Origin of the sequence: Streptomyces ziwulingensis (assembly GCF_039542605.1) — a bacterium.
GTDB lineage: Bacteria > Actinomycetota > Actinomycetes > Streptomycetales > Streptomycetaceae > Streptomyces > Streptomyces ziwulingensis.
The window spans coordinates 18,098-34,236 of the sequence record NZ_BAABIG010000004.1 but is presented as its reverse complement, the minus strand read 5'-3'; the positions used below and the strand labels follow the sequence as shown (position 1 = coordinate 34,236).

16 protein-coding genes are annotated in these 16,139 nt (G+C 72.9%); 10 read left to right on the top strand and 6 right to left on the bottom strand.

Going from position 1 to position 16,139, the window contains the following annotated elements:
• Positions 1–75 precede the first annotated feature (75 nt).
• Positions 76–981: an NADP-dependent oxidoreductase gene (locus ABEB00_RS01300; protein ID WP_345616877.1), complete on the top strand. Its 906-nt coding sequence runs from the start codon at positions 76–78 to the stop codon at positions 979–981.
• Between the two features lie 184 nt (positions 982–1,165).
• Positions 1,166–4,369, top strand: coding sequence for a tetratricopeptide repeat protein (locus ABEB00_RS01295; protein ID WP_345616876.1), 3,204 nt, complete (start codon positions 1,166–1,168; stop codon positions 4,367–4,369).
• 76 nt (positions 4,370–4,445) lie between these two features.
• Here ABEB00_RS01295 and ABEB00_RS01290 read toward each other — a convergent pair whose 3' ends face one another.
• Positions 4,446–4,703: a hypothetical protein gene (locus ABEB00_RS01290; RefSeq protein ID WP_345616875.1), complete on the bottom strand. Its 258-nt coding sequence runs from the start codon at positions 4,701–4,703 to the stop codon at positions 4,446–4,448.
• The gene (gene mca / locus ABEB00_RS01285) at positions 4,696–5,577 is read right to left on the bottom strand and encodes a mycothiol conjugate amidase Mca (protein WP_345616874.1); all 882 of its coding nucleotides are present in this window, start codon (positions 5,575–5,577) and stop codon (positions 4,696–4,698) included. Before mca ends, ABEB00_RS01290 begins: the two co-directional genes overlap by 8 nt.
• A 149-nt stretch (positions 5,578–5,726) precedes the next feature.
• Between mca and ABEB00_RS01280 the strand changes: the two genes are divergently transcribed.
• Both ABEB00_RS01280 and greA read left to right on the top strand, forming a co-directional pair.
• Positions 5,727–6,125 (top strand): DUF4307 domain-containing protein, encoded by a 399-nt coding sequence (locus ABEB00_RS01280; RefSeq protein ID WP_345616873.1) that lies wholly within the window; start codon positions 5,727–5,729, stop codon positions 6,123–6,125.
• Positions 6,126–6,293: 168 nt separating this feature from the next.
• Positions 6,294–6,791, top strand: a complete 498-nt coding sequence (gene greA, locus ABEB00_RS01275; RefSeq protein WP_345616872.1) for a transcription elongation factor GreA — start codon at positions 6,294–6,296, stop codon at positions 6,789–6,791.
• A gap of 90 nt (positions 6,792–6,881) precedes the next feature.
• On the opposite strand, the gene ABEB00_RS01270 is transcribed toward greA, so the two are convergent.
• From ABEB00_RS01270 to ilvA, 3 genes are all read right to left on the bottom strand, one after another.
• A complete protein-coding gene (locus ABEB00_RS01270; RefSeq protein ID WP_425586410.1) occupies positions 6,882–7,739 on the bottom strand; it encodes an ABC transporter permease in 858 nt (285 codons plus the stop codon).
• Positions 7,736–8,719, bottom strand: coding sequence for an ATP-binding cassette domain-containing protein (locus ABEB00_RS01265; protein WP_345616871.1), 984 nt, complete (start codon positions 8,717–8,719; stop codon positions 7,736–7,738). Before ABEB00_RS01265 ends, ABEB00_RS01270 begins: the two co-directional genes overlap by 4 nt.
• Positions 8,720–8,937: 218 nt before the next feature.
• The gene (gene ilvA / locus ABEB00_RS01260) at positions 8,938–10,167 is read right to left on the bottom strand and encodes a threonine ammonia-lyase (RefSeq protein ID WP_345616869.1); all 1,230 of its coding nucleotides are present in this window, start codon (positions 10,165–10,167) and stop codon (positions 8,938–8,940) included.
• A 162-nt stretch (positions 10,168–10,329) separates the two neighbouring features.
• Between ilvA and ABEB00_RS01255 the strand changes: the two genes are divergently transcribed.
• From ABEB00_RS01255 to ABEB00_RS01245, 3 genes are all read left to right on the top strand, one after another.
• Positions 10,330–10,845 carry a MarR family winged helix-turn-helix transcriptional regulator gene (locus ABEB00_RS01255; protein WP_345616868.1) on the top strand — a complete coding sequence of 172 codons (516 nt, stop codon included), beginning with the start codon at positions 10,330–10,332 and terminating at the stop codon, positions 10,843–10,845.
• Between the two features lie 125 nt (positions 10,846–10,970).
• Positions 10,971–11,531, top strand: a complete 561-nt coding sequence (locus ABEB00_RS01250) for a sigma factor-like helix-turn-helix DNA-binding protein (RefSeq protein WP_345616866.1) — start codon at positions 10,971–10,973, stop codon at positions 11,529–11,531.
• A gap of 40 nt (positions 11,532–11,571) precedes the next feature.
• The gene (locus ABEB00_RS01245; RefSeq protein ID WP_345616865.1) at positions 11,572–11,820 is read left to right on the top strand and encodes a hypothetical protein; all 249 of its coding nucleotides are present in this window, start codon (positions 11,572–11,574) and stop codon (positions 11,818–11,820) included.
• 17 nt (positions 11,821–11,837) lie between these two features.
• Here ABEB00_RS01245 and ABEB00_RS01240 read toward each other — a convergent pair whose 3' ends face one another.
• Positions 11,838–12,992, bottom strand: coding sequence for a cystathionine gamma-synthase (locus ABEB00_RS01240; protein WP_345616864.1), 1,155 nt, complete (start codon positions 12,990–12,992; stop codon positions 11,838–11,840).
• A gap of 119 nt (positions 12,993–13,111) precedes the next feature.
• On the opposite strand from ABEB00_RS01240, the gene ABEB00_RS01235 reads away from it, so the two are divergent.
• From ABEB00_RS01235 to ABEB00_RS01225, 3 genes are all read left to right on the top strand, one after another.
• Positions 13,112–14,230 carry a hypothetical protein gene (locus ABEB00_RS01235; RefSeq protein WP_345616863.1) on the top strand — a complete coding sequence of 373 codons (1,119 nt, stop codon included), beginning with the start codon at positions 13,112–13,114 and terminating at the stop codon, positions 14,228–14,230.
• A gap of 146 nt (positions 14,231–14,376) precedes the next feature.
• Positions 14,377–15,078 (top strand): HEAT repeat domain-containing protein, encoded by a 702-nt coding sequence (locus ABEB00_RS01230; protein ID WP_345617017.1) that lies wholly within the window; start codon positions 14,377–14,379, stop codon positions 15,076–15,078.
• A gap of 3 nt (positions 15,079–15,081) precedes the next feature.
• Positions 15,082–16,086 carry a MerR family transcriptional regulator gene (locus tag ABEB00_RS01225; protein ID WP_345616862.1) on the top strand — a complete coding sequence of 335 codons (1,005 nt, stop codon included), beginning with the start codon at positions 15,082–15,084 and terminating at the stop codon, positions 16,084–16,086.
• The last annotated feature ends 53 nt before the right edge of the window (positions 16,087–16,139 follow it).

The following is a 16,139-nucleotide window of genomic DNA, read 5'->3' as shown; positions in this document are numbered from 1 at the left end:
CCTCACGTCGACGTCAGGTTTTAGCGTAGTGGACGTCACGGCACACCGAGCCGTGCGAACACGAGGCAGGACATCATGCGCGCAGCCCGCTACCACGAGTACGGCGGTACGGAGACCCTCACCGTCGAGGACGCCCCGGACCCGCTTCCCGGCCCCGGCGAGATCCGTATCCGCGTCGCCGCGGCCAGTGTGAACCCGGTCGACTGGAAGGTGCGCGGCGGCGCGGTGCGTGAGGTGTTCCCGGTGGACCTGCCCGCGGTCCCCGGCCGCGACGCCGTCGGCGTGGTGGACCTGATCGGCGAGGGCGTCGACGGCGTGCGCCTCGCAGACCGCGTCTTCGGGCTGGGCGGCGTCACGGGCGCGACGGCGGAGCTGGCCGTGCTGTCGGCCTGGGCGCCGGCGCCCGCGAACTGGACCGACGAGCAGGCGGCCGGGGCCGGTCTCGCGTCCGTGACCGCGCTCAGCGGGCTCAAGGCCCTGGGTCCGCTGGCCGGGCGCACCCTGCTGGTCGAGGGCGCCGCCGGAGGGGTCGGCGGGGCCGCGGTCGAGATCGCCCTCGCCCAGGGGGCCACGGTGATCGGGACCGCCAGTGAGCGCAACCACGCCTTCCTCGCCTCCCTCGGTGCCGTTCCCGTCACCTACGGCGCGGGCCTCGCGGAGCGCCTGACCGGCCTGGCTCCGAACGGGGTCGACCTCGTACTCGACGCCGCCGGCTCCGGCTCCCTCGCCGACCTGGTCGAGATCGCCGGCGCTTCCTCCAGGGTCGTCACGGTCGCCGACTACCAGAACGCGGAGCGACTGGGCGTGCACATGGCCAACGCGGTCAACGACTCCGGGTTCCTCACCGAAGCGGGCGAACTCGGCGCACAGGGCCGCTACACCCCGCGCATCGAGCAGACCTACCCCCTGGACGAGATCGCACAGGCGCACGCCCACTCCGAGCGCGGGCATGTGCGGGGGAAGATCGTCGTCCTGATCTGACCCCCGAGCGCCCGCTCCCCCCACTCCCGCCGACCGTGCGTTCGCCCCGGCCCTCCGCCGCCGCACTCTCCTCAGGGCATTCACGGCGCGGGAGACTTGAACCGCCGGTCAGGTGGGGAAGGACCCGGGGACGGGCCGGGGGACGGGCCGGGGGACGCGCGGGACCGCTTCGAGGGGACACGACATGCGGGACAGTCATCGGACGGAGGCCGAGAGGCTGCTGGTGCGGGCCGTGGAGGAGGAGGTGCGGCGCACGGGAGGACGTACCGACGGCGGCGTCCTGCTGTCCCGGGCACGCGGCGCGCTGGACTCGATGGCGCTCACGGCCGCCGAGGAGTACGAGGCGTACACCCACGCCCTGGACGAGGCCGGGGCCGGGCAGCTCACCTTCCGCCAGCGCTACGCCCGCGAGGGCGCCGGCACTCCGCTGCTGGTCGCCGGTGTGGCGGCGGTCGCCGCGGTGGCGGCCGACGTCGCCCTGGGCACCGGCACCGGCACCGCGGTGGGCGCCGGCCTGGCGGTCGGGGTGGTCGGCGCGGCGGCGACCGTGGTGAAGGTGGTCGGTGTGCATCTGCCGGCCGCCCACCACCGGGCCGGCGCGGTGAGCCAGCCGGGCGGGCCCGAACAACTGCGGCTGCAGTGGCTGACGGCGCTGGAGGTGCGGGGGGTACGGCCGTTCCTGGACCAGCAGCGGATGCTCGCCGCCTCCACCGGCCCGAAGAAGACCGGACCGAAGCTGCGCGGCGTCGACAAGAGCGCGGCGGCCCGCGGCCGGACGGTTCTCGAACAGTCGTTCGGGCAGCTTCCGGAGGCGGCGGGCGCGTTCGCGGGCCGGCGCCGGGAGATGGCGCAGTTGCGGCAGTGGGTGCGGGCGGCCCGCGCGAGCACGGAGACCCGGCCGACGGTGGTCGTCCTGCACGGGGCACCCGGCAGCGGCCGTACCACCCTCGCGGTGCGCGCCGTCCACGACCTGCGCGACCACTTCCGCGGCGCCTGCCTCGTCGACCTGCGCGGCGACACCCCCGAGGAGGCGCCGCTGCCCACCCGGGACGCCCTGCTGCACCTGCTCAACCGGCTCGGCGCGCCCCGCGAGCAGCTCCTGTTCCGGGAGCGGTCCTCGGCGGACCAACAGGTCAAACGGTTGAGCGAGCTGTACCACCAGCATCTGACCGGGGTCCCCGTCACGGTCGTCCTCGACGACGCCTCGGACGTCGCCCAGGTGTGCACGCTGGTGCCCGAGCGATCCGACAGCCTGGTCCTGGTCACCGCGCGCGAGCCGCTGGAACTGCCCGCCGGCCTCGACGCCCGGGTCCACCACCTGCCGGTCGAACCCCTCGACGCGGCGGGCGCGGAGGAGCTGCTGGCCGCCATCGCGCAGGACACCTCCGGGCCCTACGACGCCGAGGCCGCCGAACGCGTACGGGGGTTGTGCGGCGGGCTGCCGCTGGCGCTGCGCCTCGCGGGCTCCTCGCTCGGCCCCCGCTCCCCGCGCGTCCTCGCCACCGACCTGGGCGCGTACGGCCCGGTGGAGCCGGTCGAACGCGCGCTGTGGCTGCGCTACACCGACCAGCCCGAACCGGCCCGCCGGCTGCTGCGCCGGCTGGCGCTGGCCGGCCGGACCTCGCTGGGGGCGGCGGCCGCCGCCGCGCTGCTCGCCACGGACCAGACCGAGGCGACCGGGCATCTGACCGCCCTGACCCGGGCCGGTCTGCTCGACCAGGTGCGCGGCAACCGCTACCGCCTGCACGACGCGGTGCGCGCCTTCGCCCAGGCCCGGCTGCTGGACGAGGAGGAGACGGCCGAGCGGGCCTCGGCGCAGGAGCGGCTGATCACCAACTACGCCGAACTGGCCGACTCGGTGCTGCGCCTGGTGGACGGCAACATGTCGACCCGCTCGGACCGGTTCGGCCCGCACGGCTTCACCTCGCTGGACGAGGCGCTGCGCTGGCTGGACGACGAGTCGAGCTTCATCACGGCGACCCTGCGGCACGCCGAGGGCGTCGACCGGGGCGCGGTGCTGAACCTGCTGGGCGCGCTCTGCGACTACTGCCTGCTCCGCGGCGACCTCTACCGGCTGGGCGAGATCAACGACCTGGCGCAGGCGGTCGACGAGGGCCTGCTGGTCCGCTCGGTGCAGTGGCGCACCGGCATCGCGGCCCGGCAGCTCGGCGAACTGGACAAGGCGCGCTCCACCCTCACCTCCGTGGTCGACCTCTACCTGGAGGCGCACCACGACGCGGGCGCGGCCCGCGCGCTGACCTCGCTCGGCATCACCCTGCACCACCAGGGCAACCTGAACGAGGCGATGGCCAAGCTCCGCGAGGCGCTGGACCTCCAGTCCTCCCCGGACCTGGCCGCGGACCGGGCCTGGACGCTGCACGCGCTGGCCGCGGTGGAACGTGACCGCTCGCGGCTGGCCGAGGCGCTGGAGCTGCTCCGGGAGTCGCTGGTGCTGCACCGCGCGGGCGAGTCCGTGCACGGCCAGGCGTGGGCCCACTTCCAACTGGGCCAGCTCCACCTGCGCCGGGGTGACGTACCGGGCGCGGAGGCCGATCTGCGCACCGCCCTCGGACTGTACGGCCGTACCCAGGACCGGCGTGGCGAGGCGTGGGCGCTGACCCAGCTCGCGCGGGCCCGGCTGGTCGCCGGTGACGCCCCGGAGGCGGTCCAGGAGCTGCGCCGGGCGGCGGCCCGGCACCGGGACAACGAGGACGCGCGCGGTGAGGCGTGGACCGTCTACTACCTGGGCCAGGCGCTGGAGGAGACCGGCGACCTGGAGCAGGCCGTCCGTGAGCTGGAACGCTCCCGCACGATGTTCTCCCGGATGCGGGACGTCTACGGCCTGGCCTGTGCCCGCCACCACTCGGCCCGGGCCACCCGCGATCTGCGCGCCGCCCAGACGGGCTCCCTGCGCAACTCCGGCTTCGCCCGGCAACTGCTGGTCGACGCGCGCGCCGACTTCCGGCGCATCGGCGTCGCCCACGGCGAGGCGTGGACCTGTCTGGAACTGGCGGTGGTGGACGCGGGCAACACGCGTGCGGCGCAGGCGCTCGCCCTGTGCGACGAGGCGGTGACCCTGTTCGCCTCGTACGGCGACCGCCGCGGCGAGGACTGGGCCCGCTTCCTGCGCTGCACCCTGCTGCCGTACGCCGCTCCCGGCGGTGTCGAGATCGGCACCGCGGTGGCGCAGGAGGAGGTGATCCGGCTGGCCCGCGCGGGCCATCCGGCCCGGGACGAGAAGATGGACGGCTACCTGGCCGCCTACCGGCTCCTGCTGGAACGCGGTGTCCAGCTGGAGGCGGGCTGGCAGGCGTGGCGCCTGGGCATGGTCCCCGGCCGCCACGCCCGCGAGGTGATGGGCGTGGCGGTCGAGGTCACCCAGGACTGAGCCGCGGCACGACTGTGCCGCGGCTCGGGTGCGGCCGGTGTCCGCCCCTCGGCCGGCCCCTCGGCCAGCCCTCCGGTCAGCCCTTGGCCGACGAGGCCGTGCCCGGTCCGCCGGCCGTCTTGCCGGCGGCGTCCGCCTCGGGGTCGGCGGCCTCCTTGAAGTCGACCTTGTGCATGTGCCGAGTCATCGACTTCATCAGCCCCCACACGGCCAGGGCCATCACCGCGAAGACGATGAAGCCGAGGACACCGGGGGTGACCTTGTTCTCGTCGATCTCGGCGAGGGTGACGAGGTGCGTCATTGCCAGGCTTGCGCTTGCACTCATGTCAGGCATTGTCCCGGATGCCCGCGAAGAGGTCGTCCTCGGGGAGGGAGGTGTCCACGAGCGACTTCGCCAGTTCGTACTCCTCGGTCGGCCAGACCTGCCGCTGGAGGTCCAGCGGCACCCGGAACCAGCCGCCCTCGGGGTCGATCTGCGTGGCGTGCGCGATCAGCGCCTTGTCGCGGATCTCGAAGAAGTCGGCGCACGGGACGTGCGTGGTCAGCGTGCGCTCGGCGCGCTGGAACTCGTCCCAGCGCTTGAGCCAGTCCCCGTAGGGCGACTCCAGGCCGCGGTCGAGCATCGCCTGGTGCAGCGCCTCGGTGCGGGGCCGGTTGAAGCCCTGGTTGTAGTAGACCTTCAGCGGCTGGTACGCCGGTCCGTACTCGCCCTCCGGGTACTTCTCGGTGTCCACCGCACCCTCGAACGCCACCATCGTGATCTTGTGGGTCATGATGTGGTCGGGGTGCGGGTAACCGCCGTTCTCGTCGTAGGTGGTGATCACCTGGGGACGGAAGGTGCGGATCTGCTTCACCAGTTCACCGGCCGCCTTGTCGACGTCCTCCAGGGCGAAGCAGCCCTCCGGCAGCGGCGGCAGCGGGTCGCCCTCGGGCAGGCCGGAGTCGACGAAGCCGAGCCACTCCTGCTTGACGCCGAGGATCTCCCGGGCCTCGTCCATCTCCTTGCGGCGCACCTCGTGGATGTGCTCCTCGATGTAGACGTCGCCCTGCAGCTTGGGGTTGAGGATGGAGCCGCGTTCCCCGCCGGTGCAGGTCACGACCAGCACGTCCACCCCCTCGGACACGTACTTCGCCATGGTGGCCGCGCCCTTGCTCGACTCGTCGTCGGGGTGGGCGTGGACGGCCATCAGTCGTAGCTGGTCAGTCAAGACTCGATCCTCGGTTGTGTCGGCGCCCCGCTGTGTTCGAGCGCGATCGGCGGCTTCTATAGTGACCGAATCGGGGGGCGAAAAATTCCGGGGCCCCGTCCTCGGGCCCCGTTCGGGACATCCGTTCCGTTCCTGCCGAGAGGACGATCATGAGCACGGCGATCAAGCGACCGCCCGAGAGCCGCTACGGCCGCTCCTCCGACGAGCGGGCCGACCGCACCCTCAAGGCCGTCGGCGCCGTCCTCGGCGTCGCTCTGCTCGCCCTGATCGCCTACTTCGGCTACCACTACGTCGGCCAGAACAAGATCAGCGGCGAAGTGATCAGCTTCGAGACCGGCGCGGAGTCGGTCGAGGTGCACCTGGAGGTCCGCAAGGACGCCGGCACCGACGGCTACTGCACCCTGCGCTCCCAGTCGGAGGACGGCGCCGAGGTGGGCCGCGCGGACTTCCGCTTCGACGGCGACGACACCCGCGTCGACGAGGTCGTCACGCTCCGCACCAAGGCCCGGGGGACGACGGCCGAACTGCTCGGCTGTCACGCGAACTGACCGTCGCACCGATCCCTCGGCGCTGACCTGCGCCGACGTGATTCTGCGCGCTTATGTCCTCCCCCTTTCGCCCCGGAATTGTTAGGCTCGTGGTTTCGCCCTTCCCTGAAGGAACATGCTTCTTGGCAGGGCGACGCTTTGTATATCCGGTACCGACGAGGAGCACCTGTGACCCAGACCAGCGAGAACGTCACCTGGCTGACCCAGGAGGCGTACAACAAGCTCAAGGAGGAGCTTGACTACCTTACTGGTCCTGCGCGCACGGAGATCTCTGCCAAGATCGCCGCGGCACGCGAGGAGGGCGACCTGCGCGAGAACGGCGGGTACCACGCGGCCAAGGAGGAGCAGGGCAAGCAGGAGCTCCGCGTGCGCCAGCTCACCCAGCTCCTGGAGTCCGCCAAGGTGGGCGAGGCCCCGGCCGCGAACGGTTCGGTGGCGCCCGGCATGGTCGTCACGATCGCCTTCGACGGTGACGAGGACGACACGCTGACGTTCCTGCTCGCCTCCCGCGAGTACGCCAGCTCCGACATCGAGACCTACTCGCCGCAGTCCCCGCTGGGCACCGGCGTCATCGGCCACAAGGTCGGCGACGACGCGCAGTACGAGCTGCCCAACGGCAAGAAGGCGTCCGTGCGGATCCTCACCGCCGAGCCGTACAACGGCTGATCCGGCCACCGCGCTGTCCGCGACGGCCCCCGGCGTCCCCGTGACGCCGGGGGTTTCGTCGTGCGGCGGCCCGCGGTGTCAGGCCGGCTGTCAGGCGGATGCCGAGCGGTACTTGCGGACCGCCAGCGTCCTGAATATCAGGACGATCAGGACCGAGTAGATCAGCGAGGCCCAGACCGGGTGCTGCATGGGCCAGGCGTCGGAGGTGGAGACCCCGGGGCTGCCGAACAGTTCGCGGCACGCCTGGACGGTGGCGCTGAAGGGGTTCCACTCGGCGACGTGCCGCAGCCAGGGGGTCATCTGGCCGGCGTCCACGAACGCGTTGGACACGAAGGTCACCGGGAAGAGCCAGATGATCCCGCCCGAGGTCGCCGCCTCCGGGGTGCGCACGGTCAGGCCGATCAGGGCGCCGATCCAGGTGAAGGCGTAACCGAGGAGCAGCAGCAGGCCGAAGCCGGCCAGGATCTTTCCGGCGTTGGTCGGCTCCGCGGAGCCGGTGCGCCAGCCCACCATGAGCGCCACGGCCGCGAGGACGAGCATCGTGATGGACGTCTGCACGAGGTCGGCGACGGTACGGCCGGTGAGCACCGCGCCCCGGGCCATGGGCAGCGAGCGGAACCGGTCGACGAGTCCCTTCTGCATGTCGTCGGCGATGCCGGCGGCCGAACCCGCGGTGGCGAAGGTGACGGTCTGCGCGAAGATGCCCGCCATCAGGAAGTCCTTGTAGACGTCCGGGTCGGTGCTGTCCCCGATCTTCATCGAGCCGCCGAAGACGTAGGTGAACAGCACCACGAACATCACCGGCTGGATGACCCCGAACAGGACCATCTCGGGGATCCGGGTCATCCTGATCAGGTTCCTGCGGGCGACCACCATGGAGTCCCGGACGGACCGGACCACGGCGTTGCGGGACGGTTCCCCGCGGACGGCGTCGGTGGTGGTACTCACTTGGCGGCCTCCTCGGTCGCTTCGGCCTCGGCCGCCCGGGCCTCGGCGAGATGGCCGGTCAGGGAGATGAACACGTCGTCGAGGGTGGGGCGGCGCAGGCCGATGTCGTCGATCTCGATGCCGCGGCCGTCCAGTTCGCGGATGACCTCGGAGAGCAGCTTGGCGCCGCCGGTCACGGGCACGGTGATCTTGCGCATGTGCTCCTGGACCGTCGTCTCGCCCTTGCCGAGTGCGCGCAGCACCTCCGAGGCGGTGCGGATGTGCTCGCGGTCGTGCACGACGACCTCGACGCGCTCGCCGCCGGTGCGGGCCTTGAGCTGGTCGGAGGTGCCCTGGGCGATCACCCGGCCGTGGTCGACGACCGCGATGTCGTGGGCGAGGTGGTCGGCCTCCTCCAGATACTGCGTGGTCAGCAGGAGGGTCGTGCCGCCGGAGACGAGGTCCTTGATGACCTCCCACAACTGCTGGCGGTTGCGCGGGTCGAGGCCGGTCGTGGGCTCGTCCATGAACATCACGGGCGGCGAGACGACGAGGGCGGCGGCGAGGTCGAGCCGGCGGCGCATGCCTCCGGAGTACGTCTTGGTGGGGCGGTCCGCGGCCTCGGTGAGGTGGAACTGCTCCAGCAGCTCGGCCGCCCGCCGCTTCGCCGTCCTGGACCGCATCTGGTAGAGCTGGCCGACCATCTGGAGGTTCTCCCGGCCGGTCAGGTATTCGTCGACCGCCGCGAACTGGCCGGAGAGGCCGATGGAGCGGCGCACGGCGTCGGGCTGCGCCAGGACGTCGATGCCCGCGACGACCGCCCGTCCGCTGTCGGGCCGCAGCAGGGTCGTCAGGCAGCGGACGGCGGTGGTCTTGCCCGCGCCGTTGGGCCCGAGCAGGCCGAGGACCGTGCCCTGGGGCACGTCGAGATCGACGCCGTCCAAAGCCTTCACGTCACCGAAGGTCTTCACCAGACCTTCGGCATAGATGGCGCCTGGCATGTGAGTCTCCACGTCGTCGGGGATTCTTCGCTGAGCCGGCTTCTCGCAAGCCTAGGTACGCCGTCCCCGCCCCGCTCGCCCTGCGCGGAGGACCGCCGGGTGACGCGAGGAAAGGTGCGACTCGACACACCGTAACGCGATGTATCGCGTCTCACAACGGACTTTCCCGAACGAGTGACAGAACGGGCCCGGTGAGGGTTCCGGGGGGGAGCGCCCGGCTAGCGCATGACCGTGTAGCCCGCGTCGCGCAGTGCCCGGCCGACCTCGACGCAGTGCTCGGGGCCCTTCGTCTCCAGATGCAGCTCGACCTCCGCCTCCGTGAGCCCGATCCGCGGATCGGTCCGCAGATGGCTCACGTCGAGGACGTTGGCATCGTGCACCGACAGCACCCCCAGCAGCGTGGCGAGCGCTCCCGGCCGGTCCGTCAACCGCAGCCGGACCGCCAGATAGCGGCCCTGCGCGGCCATGCCGTGCCGCAGCACGCCCTGCATCAGCACCGGGTCGACGTTGCCCCCGGACAGCACCGTCACCACCGGGCCCTCGAAGGCGCCGGGCGCCCCGAGGAGCGCCGCGACCGGACTCGCGCCGGCCGGCTCCACGACCAGTTTGGCCCGCTCCAGGCAGAGCAGCAGCGCCGTGGACAACTGGTCCTCGGTGACCGTGCGGACCTCGTCCACCAGGTCGCCGATGATCCCGAACGGCACGTCGCCGGGCCGTCCCACCTTGATCCCGTCTGCCATCGTCACCGGGTGCTCAAGGGCCACCGGCCGCCCCGCCGCCAGCGACGGCGGGTACGCCGCCGCGCCCTCCGCCTGCACGCCCACTATTCGCACCTCCGGCCGGATCGCCTTCACCGCCACCGCGATCCCGGCCGCCAGCCCGCCACCGCCGATCCCGACGACGATCGTGCGGACCTCGGGGCACTGCTCCAGGATCTCCAGTCCGACCGTGCCCTGGCCCGCGATGATGTCGGGGTGGTCGAACGGGTGGATGAACACCGCGCCGGTTTGCTCCGCGTACTCCTGGGCGGCGGCCAGCGTCTCGTCGACGACCTGACCGTGCAGGCGCACCTCGGCGCCGTAGTCCCGGGTCGCGCTGATCTTCGGCAGCGGGGCGCCCTGGGGCATGAACACCGTCGATTCGACCCCGAGCAGCGAGGACGCCAGCGCCACACCCTGGGCGTGATTGCCGGCGCTCGCGGCCACCACGCCCGCGGCCCGCTCCTCCGGCAGCAGCCCGGCGATCCGCACGTAGGCGCCGCGCAGTTTGAACGAGCCCGTCCGCTGGAGGTTCTCGCACTTGAAGTGCACCGGCGCGCCGACGAGCTGGGACAGGTGCCTGCTGCCCTCCATCGCGGTCACCCGCGCCACGCCCGAAAGCATCTTCTGGGCGCCGCGCACGTCGTCGAGGGTGACGGGCCGCAAGGAGTCAGCCGTGCTGTAGCTCATGACACCAGCATCGCAGTTCACAGCCGGGGGCGACCGTTGTGACCAACGTCCGAGACCGGCTTTGCGCAGCGCCGGTACGGCTCGGGTCCGGGCCGCGTACCCTGTCCCCCAACCAGCAGCCCTTCACGAAGTGAGCCCCCGGCCATGCCCACAACACCTGAAATGTCGATGGACATGACGACCGCCGGTGACACCGGTCTTCTCGACACGCTGCAGCACGAGGTGGCGGTCTTCGCACGGCGGGCCGAGCAGACCCGGCTCGGCGGCGTCGGGCAGGTCCGCAACTCCATGGACCGCGCCGCGTACCTGCTGCTCAACCGCCTCGACAGCGAGGGCCCGATGGGCGTCAAGGCGCTCGCCGCGAGTATGGGGATCGACTCCTCGACCGTCACGCGGCAGGTCGCCCCGCTCGTCGACACCGGTCTCGTCAAGCGCACCTCGCACCCCGAGGACGGGCGCGCGGTCGTGCTCCAGCTCTCCCCCCGGGGGGCGTCGCGGCTGGAGGAGGTGCGCTCCTCGCGCCGCCGGCTGATGGCCGAGCTGACCCAGGACTGGGCGCCGGAGGAGCGCGAGGCGTTCTGCACGCTCCTCACGCGCTTCAACGGCGCGCTGTCCGCCCGTAAGTTCCCGCAGGCGGTGGGGGAAGTCCCGGGCGCGGAGACACCGCCCGTCTCCTGAATCGCCGCCCGGCCGAACGCGGTCGGTCACCACGCGTGCGTACGGATGTGTTCCCGGCTCTTGACCGGCGGACCGCCCCTGGCCTCAGATGAGACGGGCGGGGTCGCCCTCACGCGGGAGGCGCGGTGCGCGAACGGCATGCGTCGCGAGGCGCCCGCCGGGCCCGGGAGTTCGAGGCGTTCGTCGCGGGCACGGCGGGGCGGCTGCTGCATGCCGCCACCCTGCTCACGGCCGAGGCGCCCGACGCCAACCCGCGCGCCCGGCGCCTGCTGACCCGCTCCCTCGTCCACACCTTCACGCACTGGGAACGGCTGCGCGGCGAGGACCCGTACGACCGGACCCGGCGGTATCTCGCCACCCGCTTCGCCCACGACGTCCGGCACCGCCGCGGCCCCCTGGTGACCGCCCGTCCCCGCCCGGCGGGGCCGCTGGCCGTACTCCCGCCGCAGGAGCGCCTGATCCTGGTGCTGCGCCTGTACGAGGGTGTCGCCGAGGAGCAGACCGCGGCCCTGCTCGGCCTCCCCCGCGAACGCGTCCGCGTCCTCTGCGACCGGGCCACGGCGACCCTCCTGCACCCGCCGCGGACGCCACGGACGTCACCGGGCGCTCCCGCCGCCCCGGATTCGCCGGATTCGCCGGACGCCCCGGGCGCGGCGGGCTCCACCCGCACCGTGGGGCGCCCATGAGGCGCACCCGGGGGAACGCCGCCGGCTCGCGGAGCCGGACGTGAACCGGTCCGAGCGCGAGGCGGCGGTGCGGCGGATCATGGAGCAGTCGCCACCGCGGGTGCCGCCCGGCCTCCACCCGGACGTCGTCCGGCGCGGGGGCCGGGTGCTGCGCCGCAGGGCCGCGGTCCGCCGCCTGCTGTGGCTGCTGCTGCTCGCCGCGGCCGTGGCCTTCACCCTCTGGGCGCTGACCGTCCAGCCCTGGGTGGAGCCGCCCTCGGAGACGACCCCACCGCCGACCGGCTGGTGAACGCCCGGCCGGTCCGGCTAGCCGAGCGCCTGCTGGAGGTCCGCCAGCAGGTCGTCGACGTTCTCGATGCCCACCGAGAGGCGCACCAGGTCGCCGGGCACCTCCAGGGCCGAGCCGACCACGGAGGCGTGCGTCATCCGGCCGGGGTGCTCGATCAGCGACTCGACGCCGCCCAGGGACTCGCCCAGCGTGAACACGCGCGTGCGGTCGCAGACCTCGACGGCGGCCTGCTCGCCGCCCGCCACCTGGAAGGACACCATGCCGCCGAACGCCTTCATCTGCTTGGCGGCCACCTCGTGCCCCGGGTGCTCGGGCAGCCCCGGGTACAGGACGCGTGTCACGCGCGGGTGCCGGCCGAGCATGTCGGCGATCTTCCCGGCGTTCTCGCTGTGCCGGTCCATGCGCACGGCGAGGGTCTTGGCGCCGCGCAGTACCAGCCAGGAGTCGAACGGCCCGGCGATCGCGCCCATCGCGTTCTGGTGGAAGGCCAGTTCCTCGCCCAGTTCCGGGTCGCTCACGACCAGCGCGCCGCCGACGACGTCCGAGTGCCCTCCCATGTACTTGGTGAGGGAGTGCACGACGACGTCCGCCCCGAGGGCCAGCGGCTGCTGGAGGTAGGGCGTGGCGAAGGTGTTGTCGACGACGAGCCGGGCTCCGGCGTCCCGGGCGACCTGCGCGACGGCGGCGATGTCGGTGATGCCGAGCAGCGGGTTGGAGGGCGTCTCCACCCACACGGCCTTGGTCCGCGGGGTGAGGGCGGCGCGGACGGCGTCGGGGTCGGAGCTGTCGGCGACCGACCACTCCACGCCCCACCGGGAGGCGACCTTGGCGAAGAGCCGGAAGGTGCCGCCGTACGCGTCGTCGGGGATGACCACGTGGTCGCCGGGGCTGAGCAGCGCGCGCAGCAGGCAGTCCTCCGCCGCCAGTCCGGACGCGAACGCCAGCCCCCGCCGGCCGCCCTCCAGGGCCGCGAGGTTCTCCTCCAGGGCGGTGCGGGTCGGGTTGGCGCTGCGGCTGTACTCGTAGCCGCCGCGCAGGCCGCCGACACCGTCCTGCTTGTAGGTCGACACCTGGTAGATGGGCGGGACGACCGCGCCCGTCAGGGGGTCGGCGGTGTTGCCCGCGTGGATCGCGAGCGTCTCGAAGTGCTGACTGATCTGCCTGTCGCTCATGCGCACCGAGGGTAGTGGTCGGCGTCCGCGTCGGTGAGGACGGGGAGGCGGACGGGAGTTTTCCACAGGGCCGGGACGCAGGTTGGCCAATTGTCGGCGCGGTCTGGTTCGCTTGGGGCATGGAGATTCTCTGGGTCCTGATGGCGCTGGTCCTGCTCGGCTTCGTGCTGCTCCCCGTCCTCAGGCGCCGGCGCGGCATGATCGAGCAGGTGGCGCCGGGTCATCCGGACGCGGCGGACCCGGCCGACTACGGCTTCGCCCTGGAGGAGGAGCTGGACATCCGCATGCCCGGCCCCGACCAGGACCTGCTCGACGTCCTGGACGTGGTGCAGCACACGCAGGACTACCGTGCGGCGCGGCAGCTCCTCGCCGGGACCGGCGCGGAGGGCGAGCGGCGCTGGCAGCGGGTGCAGGCGTTCGCCGGGGCCGCCTCGCTGGAGCTGCGGCAGCGGCCGGGCGGGGTCGGACAGACTCCGGGCGGCCAGTGGCTGCGGGTCTGGCGGGCCGAGGCGCCCAAGGACGCGGGCGGCGCCGCGGTGCACGCGGAGTTCCTGGTCCAGCAGGCGTGGCGGACGTCGACGCCGGGCACGGACGAGTTCCGGATCATCATGGAGGAGGCGAGGGCCGCCTGCGGCGACGCGGCGCTGTTCGCTCCCGACGACCCGATCCCCCACATCATCGAGCTGTCGGTGGCCCGGGGCCTCGGCTATCCGCGGTCGGACTTCGAACAGCTCTGGCTGAAGATCCTGGACCGCGCTCCGGCGCACATGGGGGCGCATCTGGCCGCGCTGCACTACTGGTGCGAGAAGTGGCACGGCTCCCGTGAGCTGGCGTACTCGTTCGCGGAGGCCGCGGCGGCCCGCGCGCCCCGGGGTTCGCTGCTGGCCGCGATGCCGCTGTTCGCGGTCTTCGAGCACCTGCCCGAGGTCAATCTGGTCAGCAGCTTCTACCGGAGCGAGGTCGTGACCAAGGCCCTCCACGGCGCGCTGCACGCGGTGCACTCGGCCCGTCCCGACGATCCGATGCTCGCGCACGTCCGCCACCTGCTGCTCTTCTTCCTGGTCCGCGCCGAGCGCTGGGCGGAGGCGATGAACCAGCTCCTGCACATCGACGGCCATGTCGGCGCCCTGCCCTGGACGCTGGCCGCCGACCCGGCGGCGGAGTTCGCGGTCTACCGGGCCCTGGCGGTGGCCGGCTACGAGGCGAACGGCGGCAACCCGGCGACCTTGCCGCACTAGACGCACCAGACCCACCAGACGCACCAGACGCACCAGACGCACCAGACGCACCAGACACCATCAGCTATCAGCCACCAGCCGCACCGAGCCCCGTTGACCTTGACACGGTGACAAGGACTTCACTGCTTGCCGAGGAGGTGGTCGCGATGGCCATGACGGAACAGGACACAGCGGCGGAGAGGGAGAGGCAGAGGGAGTCGGAGGCGGTACGCGCGTTCCGGGCTCTGGACGACGGCCGTTCGTCCGTGCGGCTGCGGGCGGCGCTGGCGGTCGGCACGACGCCGGATCCGCGCTACGTCGGCAAGCTCGTCGAGCGGTGTGCGAGCGAGCCCGAGTTCTTCGTCCGCGACATGCTGACCTGGGCACTCACCCGCCACCCGGTCTCCGTGACGCTCCCCGTGCTGCTGCGCGAACTCCGTTCGGAGCGTGCGCGGGCCCGGAGCCAGGCGCTGCACACGCTCTCCAAGATCGGGGACCGGCGGGCGTGGCCGGCGATCACCGAGGCGCTGCTGAGCGACGCCGACGAGGAGGTGGCGCGGAGCGCCTGGCGGACCGCGGTCGTCCTGGTACCGGAAGGTGCGGAGACCGGGTTGGCCGCGGTGCTGGCGACGCAGCTCGGGCGCGGTGCGCGGGAGACGCAGTTGAGTCTCAGCCGGGCGCTGGTGGCGCTGGGTGCGGCCGTGCTGCCGGCGTTGCGGGCCGCGGCCGCGGCGTCGGCCCCCGACCGGCGTGCGCACGCGCTCGCCACGGAACGGCTGGTGCGCGATCCGGACGCCGGATTCGAGTGGGCGATCGAGGAGGCGAAGCGCGTGGTGGCCCTCGGCGGGTCCGGCCGGGAGGGGCGGTAGGCGGTGCTGATCGGTGAGGTGGCGCGACGGTCCGGCGTCAGCGCCCGCATGCTCCGGCATTACGAGTCGCTCGGCCTGCTGCGGCCCTCGGGGCGCACCGGCTCCGGCTACCGGGAGTACTCCGGCGAGGACATCCGGCGGATCTTCCATGTCGAGAGCCTGCGGTCGCTGGGGCTTTCGCTGCGTGAGATCGGGCGCGCCCTCGACGATCCCGGCTTCACGCCCTCGGCGCTCGTCGACGACCTCATCGGCCAGACCCGCGAACGCATCGCGGCCGAGACCGAGTTGCTCACGCGGCTCCGCCGGATCGACGCCGCGGAACCGGCCGGCTGGGAGGACGTCCTCCAGGTCGTCGCCACTCTCCAGGCGCTCGGTTCGAAGAGCGCCGCCGCGCGCCAGCGCGCGGCGCTCTCCTCGGCCGGCGAGGTCCCGGTGCCCGTGGAGGCCCTGGTCGAGGCGGTGCTCAGGGAGGAGGACCCGAGCGTCGCCGGAGCCCTGCGCTGGGCGCTGGCGCGATCGGGCGGCGGTGGCACGGCGCTGCTGGCGGAGGGCCTCGGTTCACCGGTGGCCGCGGTGCGGGAACGTGCCGTCCAGTCCCTCGCCGAGATGCCCGACGGCGCGGCCACCGCCCAGTTGCGGGACGCTCTCGCACACCCCGATGCCGTGGTCCGGGGCCAGGCGGCGCTGGCGCTCGGGACGCGGGGAGCGGCGGAGGCGGTCCCGATCCTCCTCGACATGATCGTGGCGGGGCGCAACGACACCGACGCGGCCGACGCGCTGAGCGTGCTGGCCGGCGACGGCGCGGCGGCGGACCGGATCGCCACCGGTCTCACCGGCCGCCTCGCCGACGAGACCACGCGGGCGCCCGCGCGCGTACGGCTGACCCAGGCGTTGGCGGACATCCCGGGGAGCACCGCCTCCCGTGCTCTTGAGGAGTTGTCGCAGGACGGGGACCGTGCCGTCGCGCTGACCGCGACGTACCTCCTCCGGCTGCGCGACGCACGCTGACCGGGGTCCTCGGGACACCCCGAAGACCCCGGTCAATACCCGGTCAGAGCCCG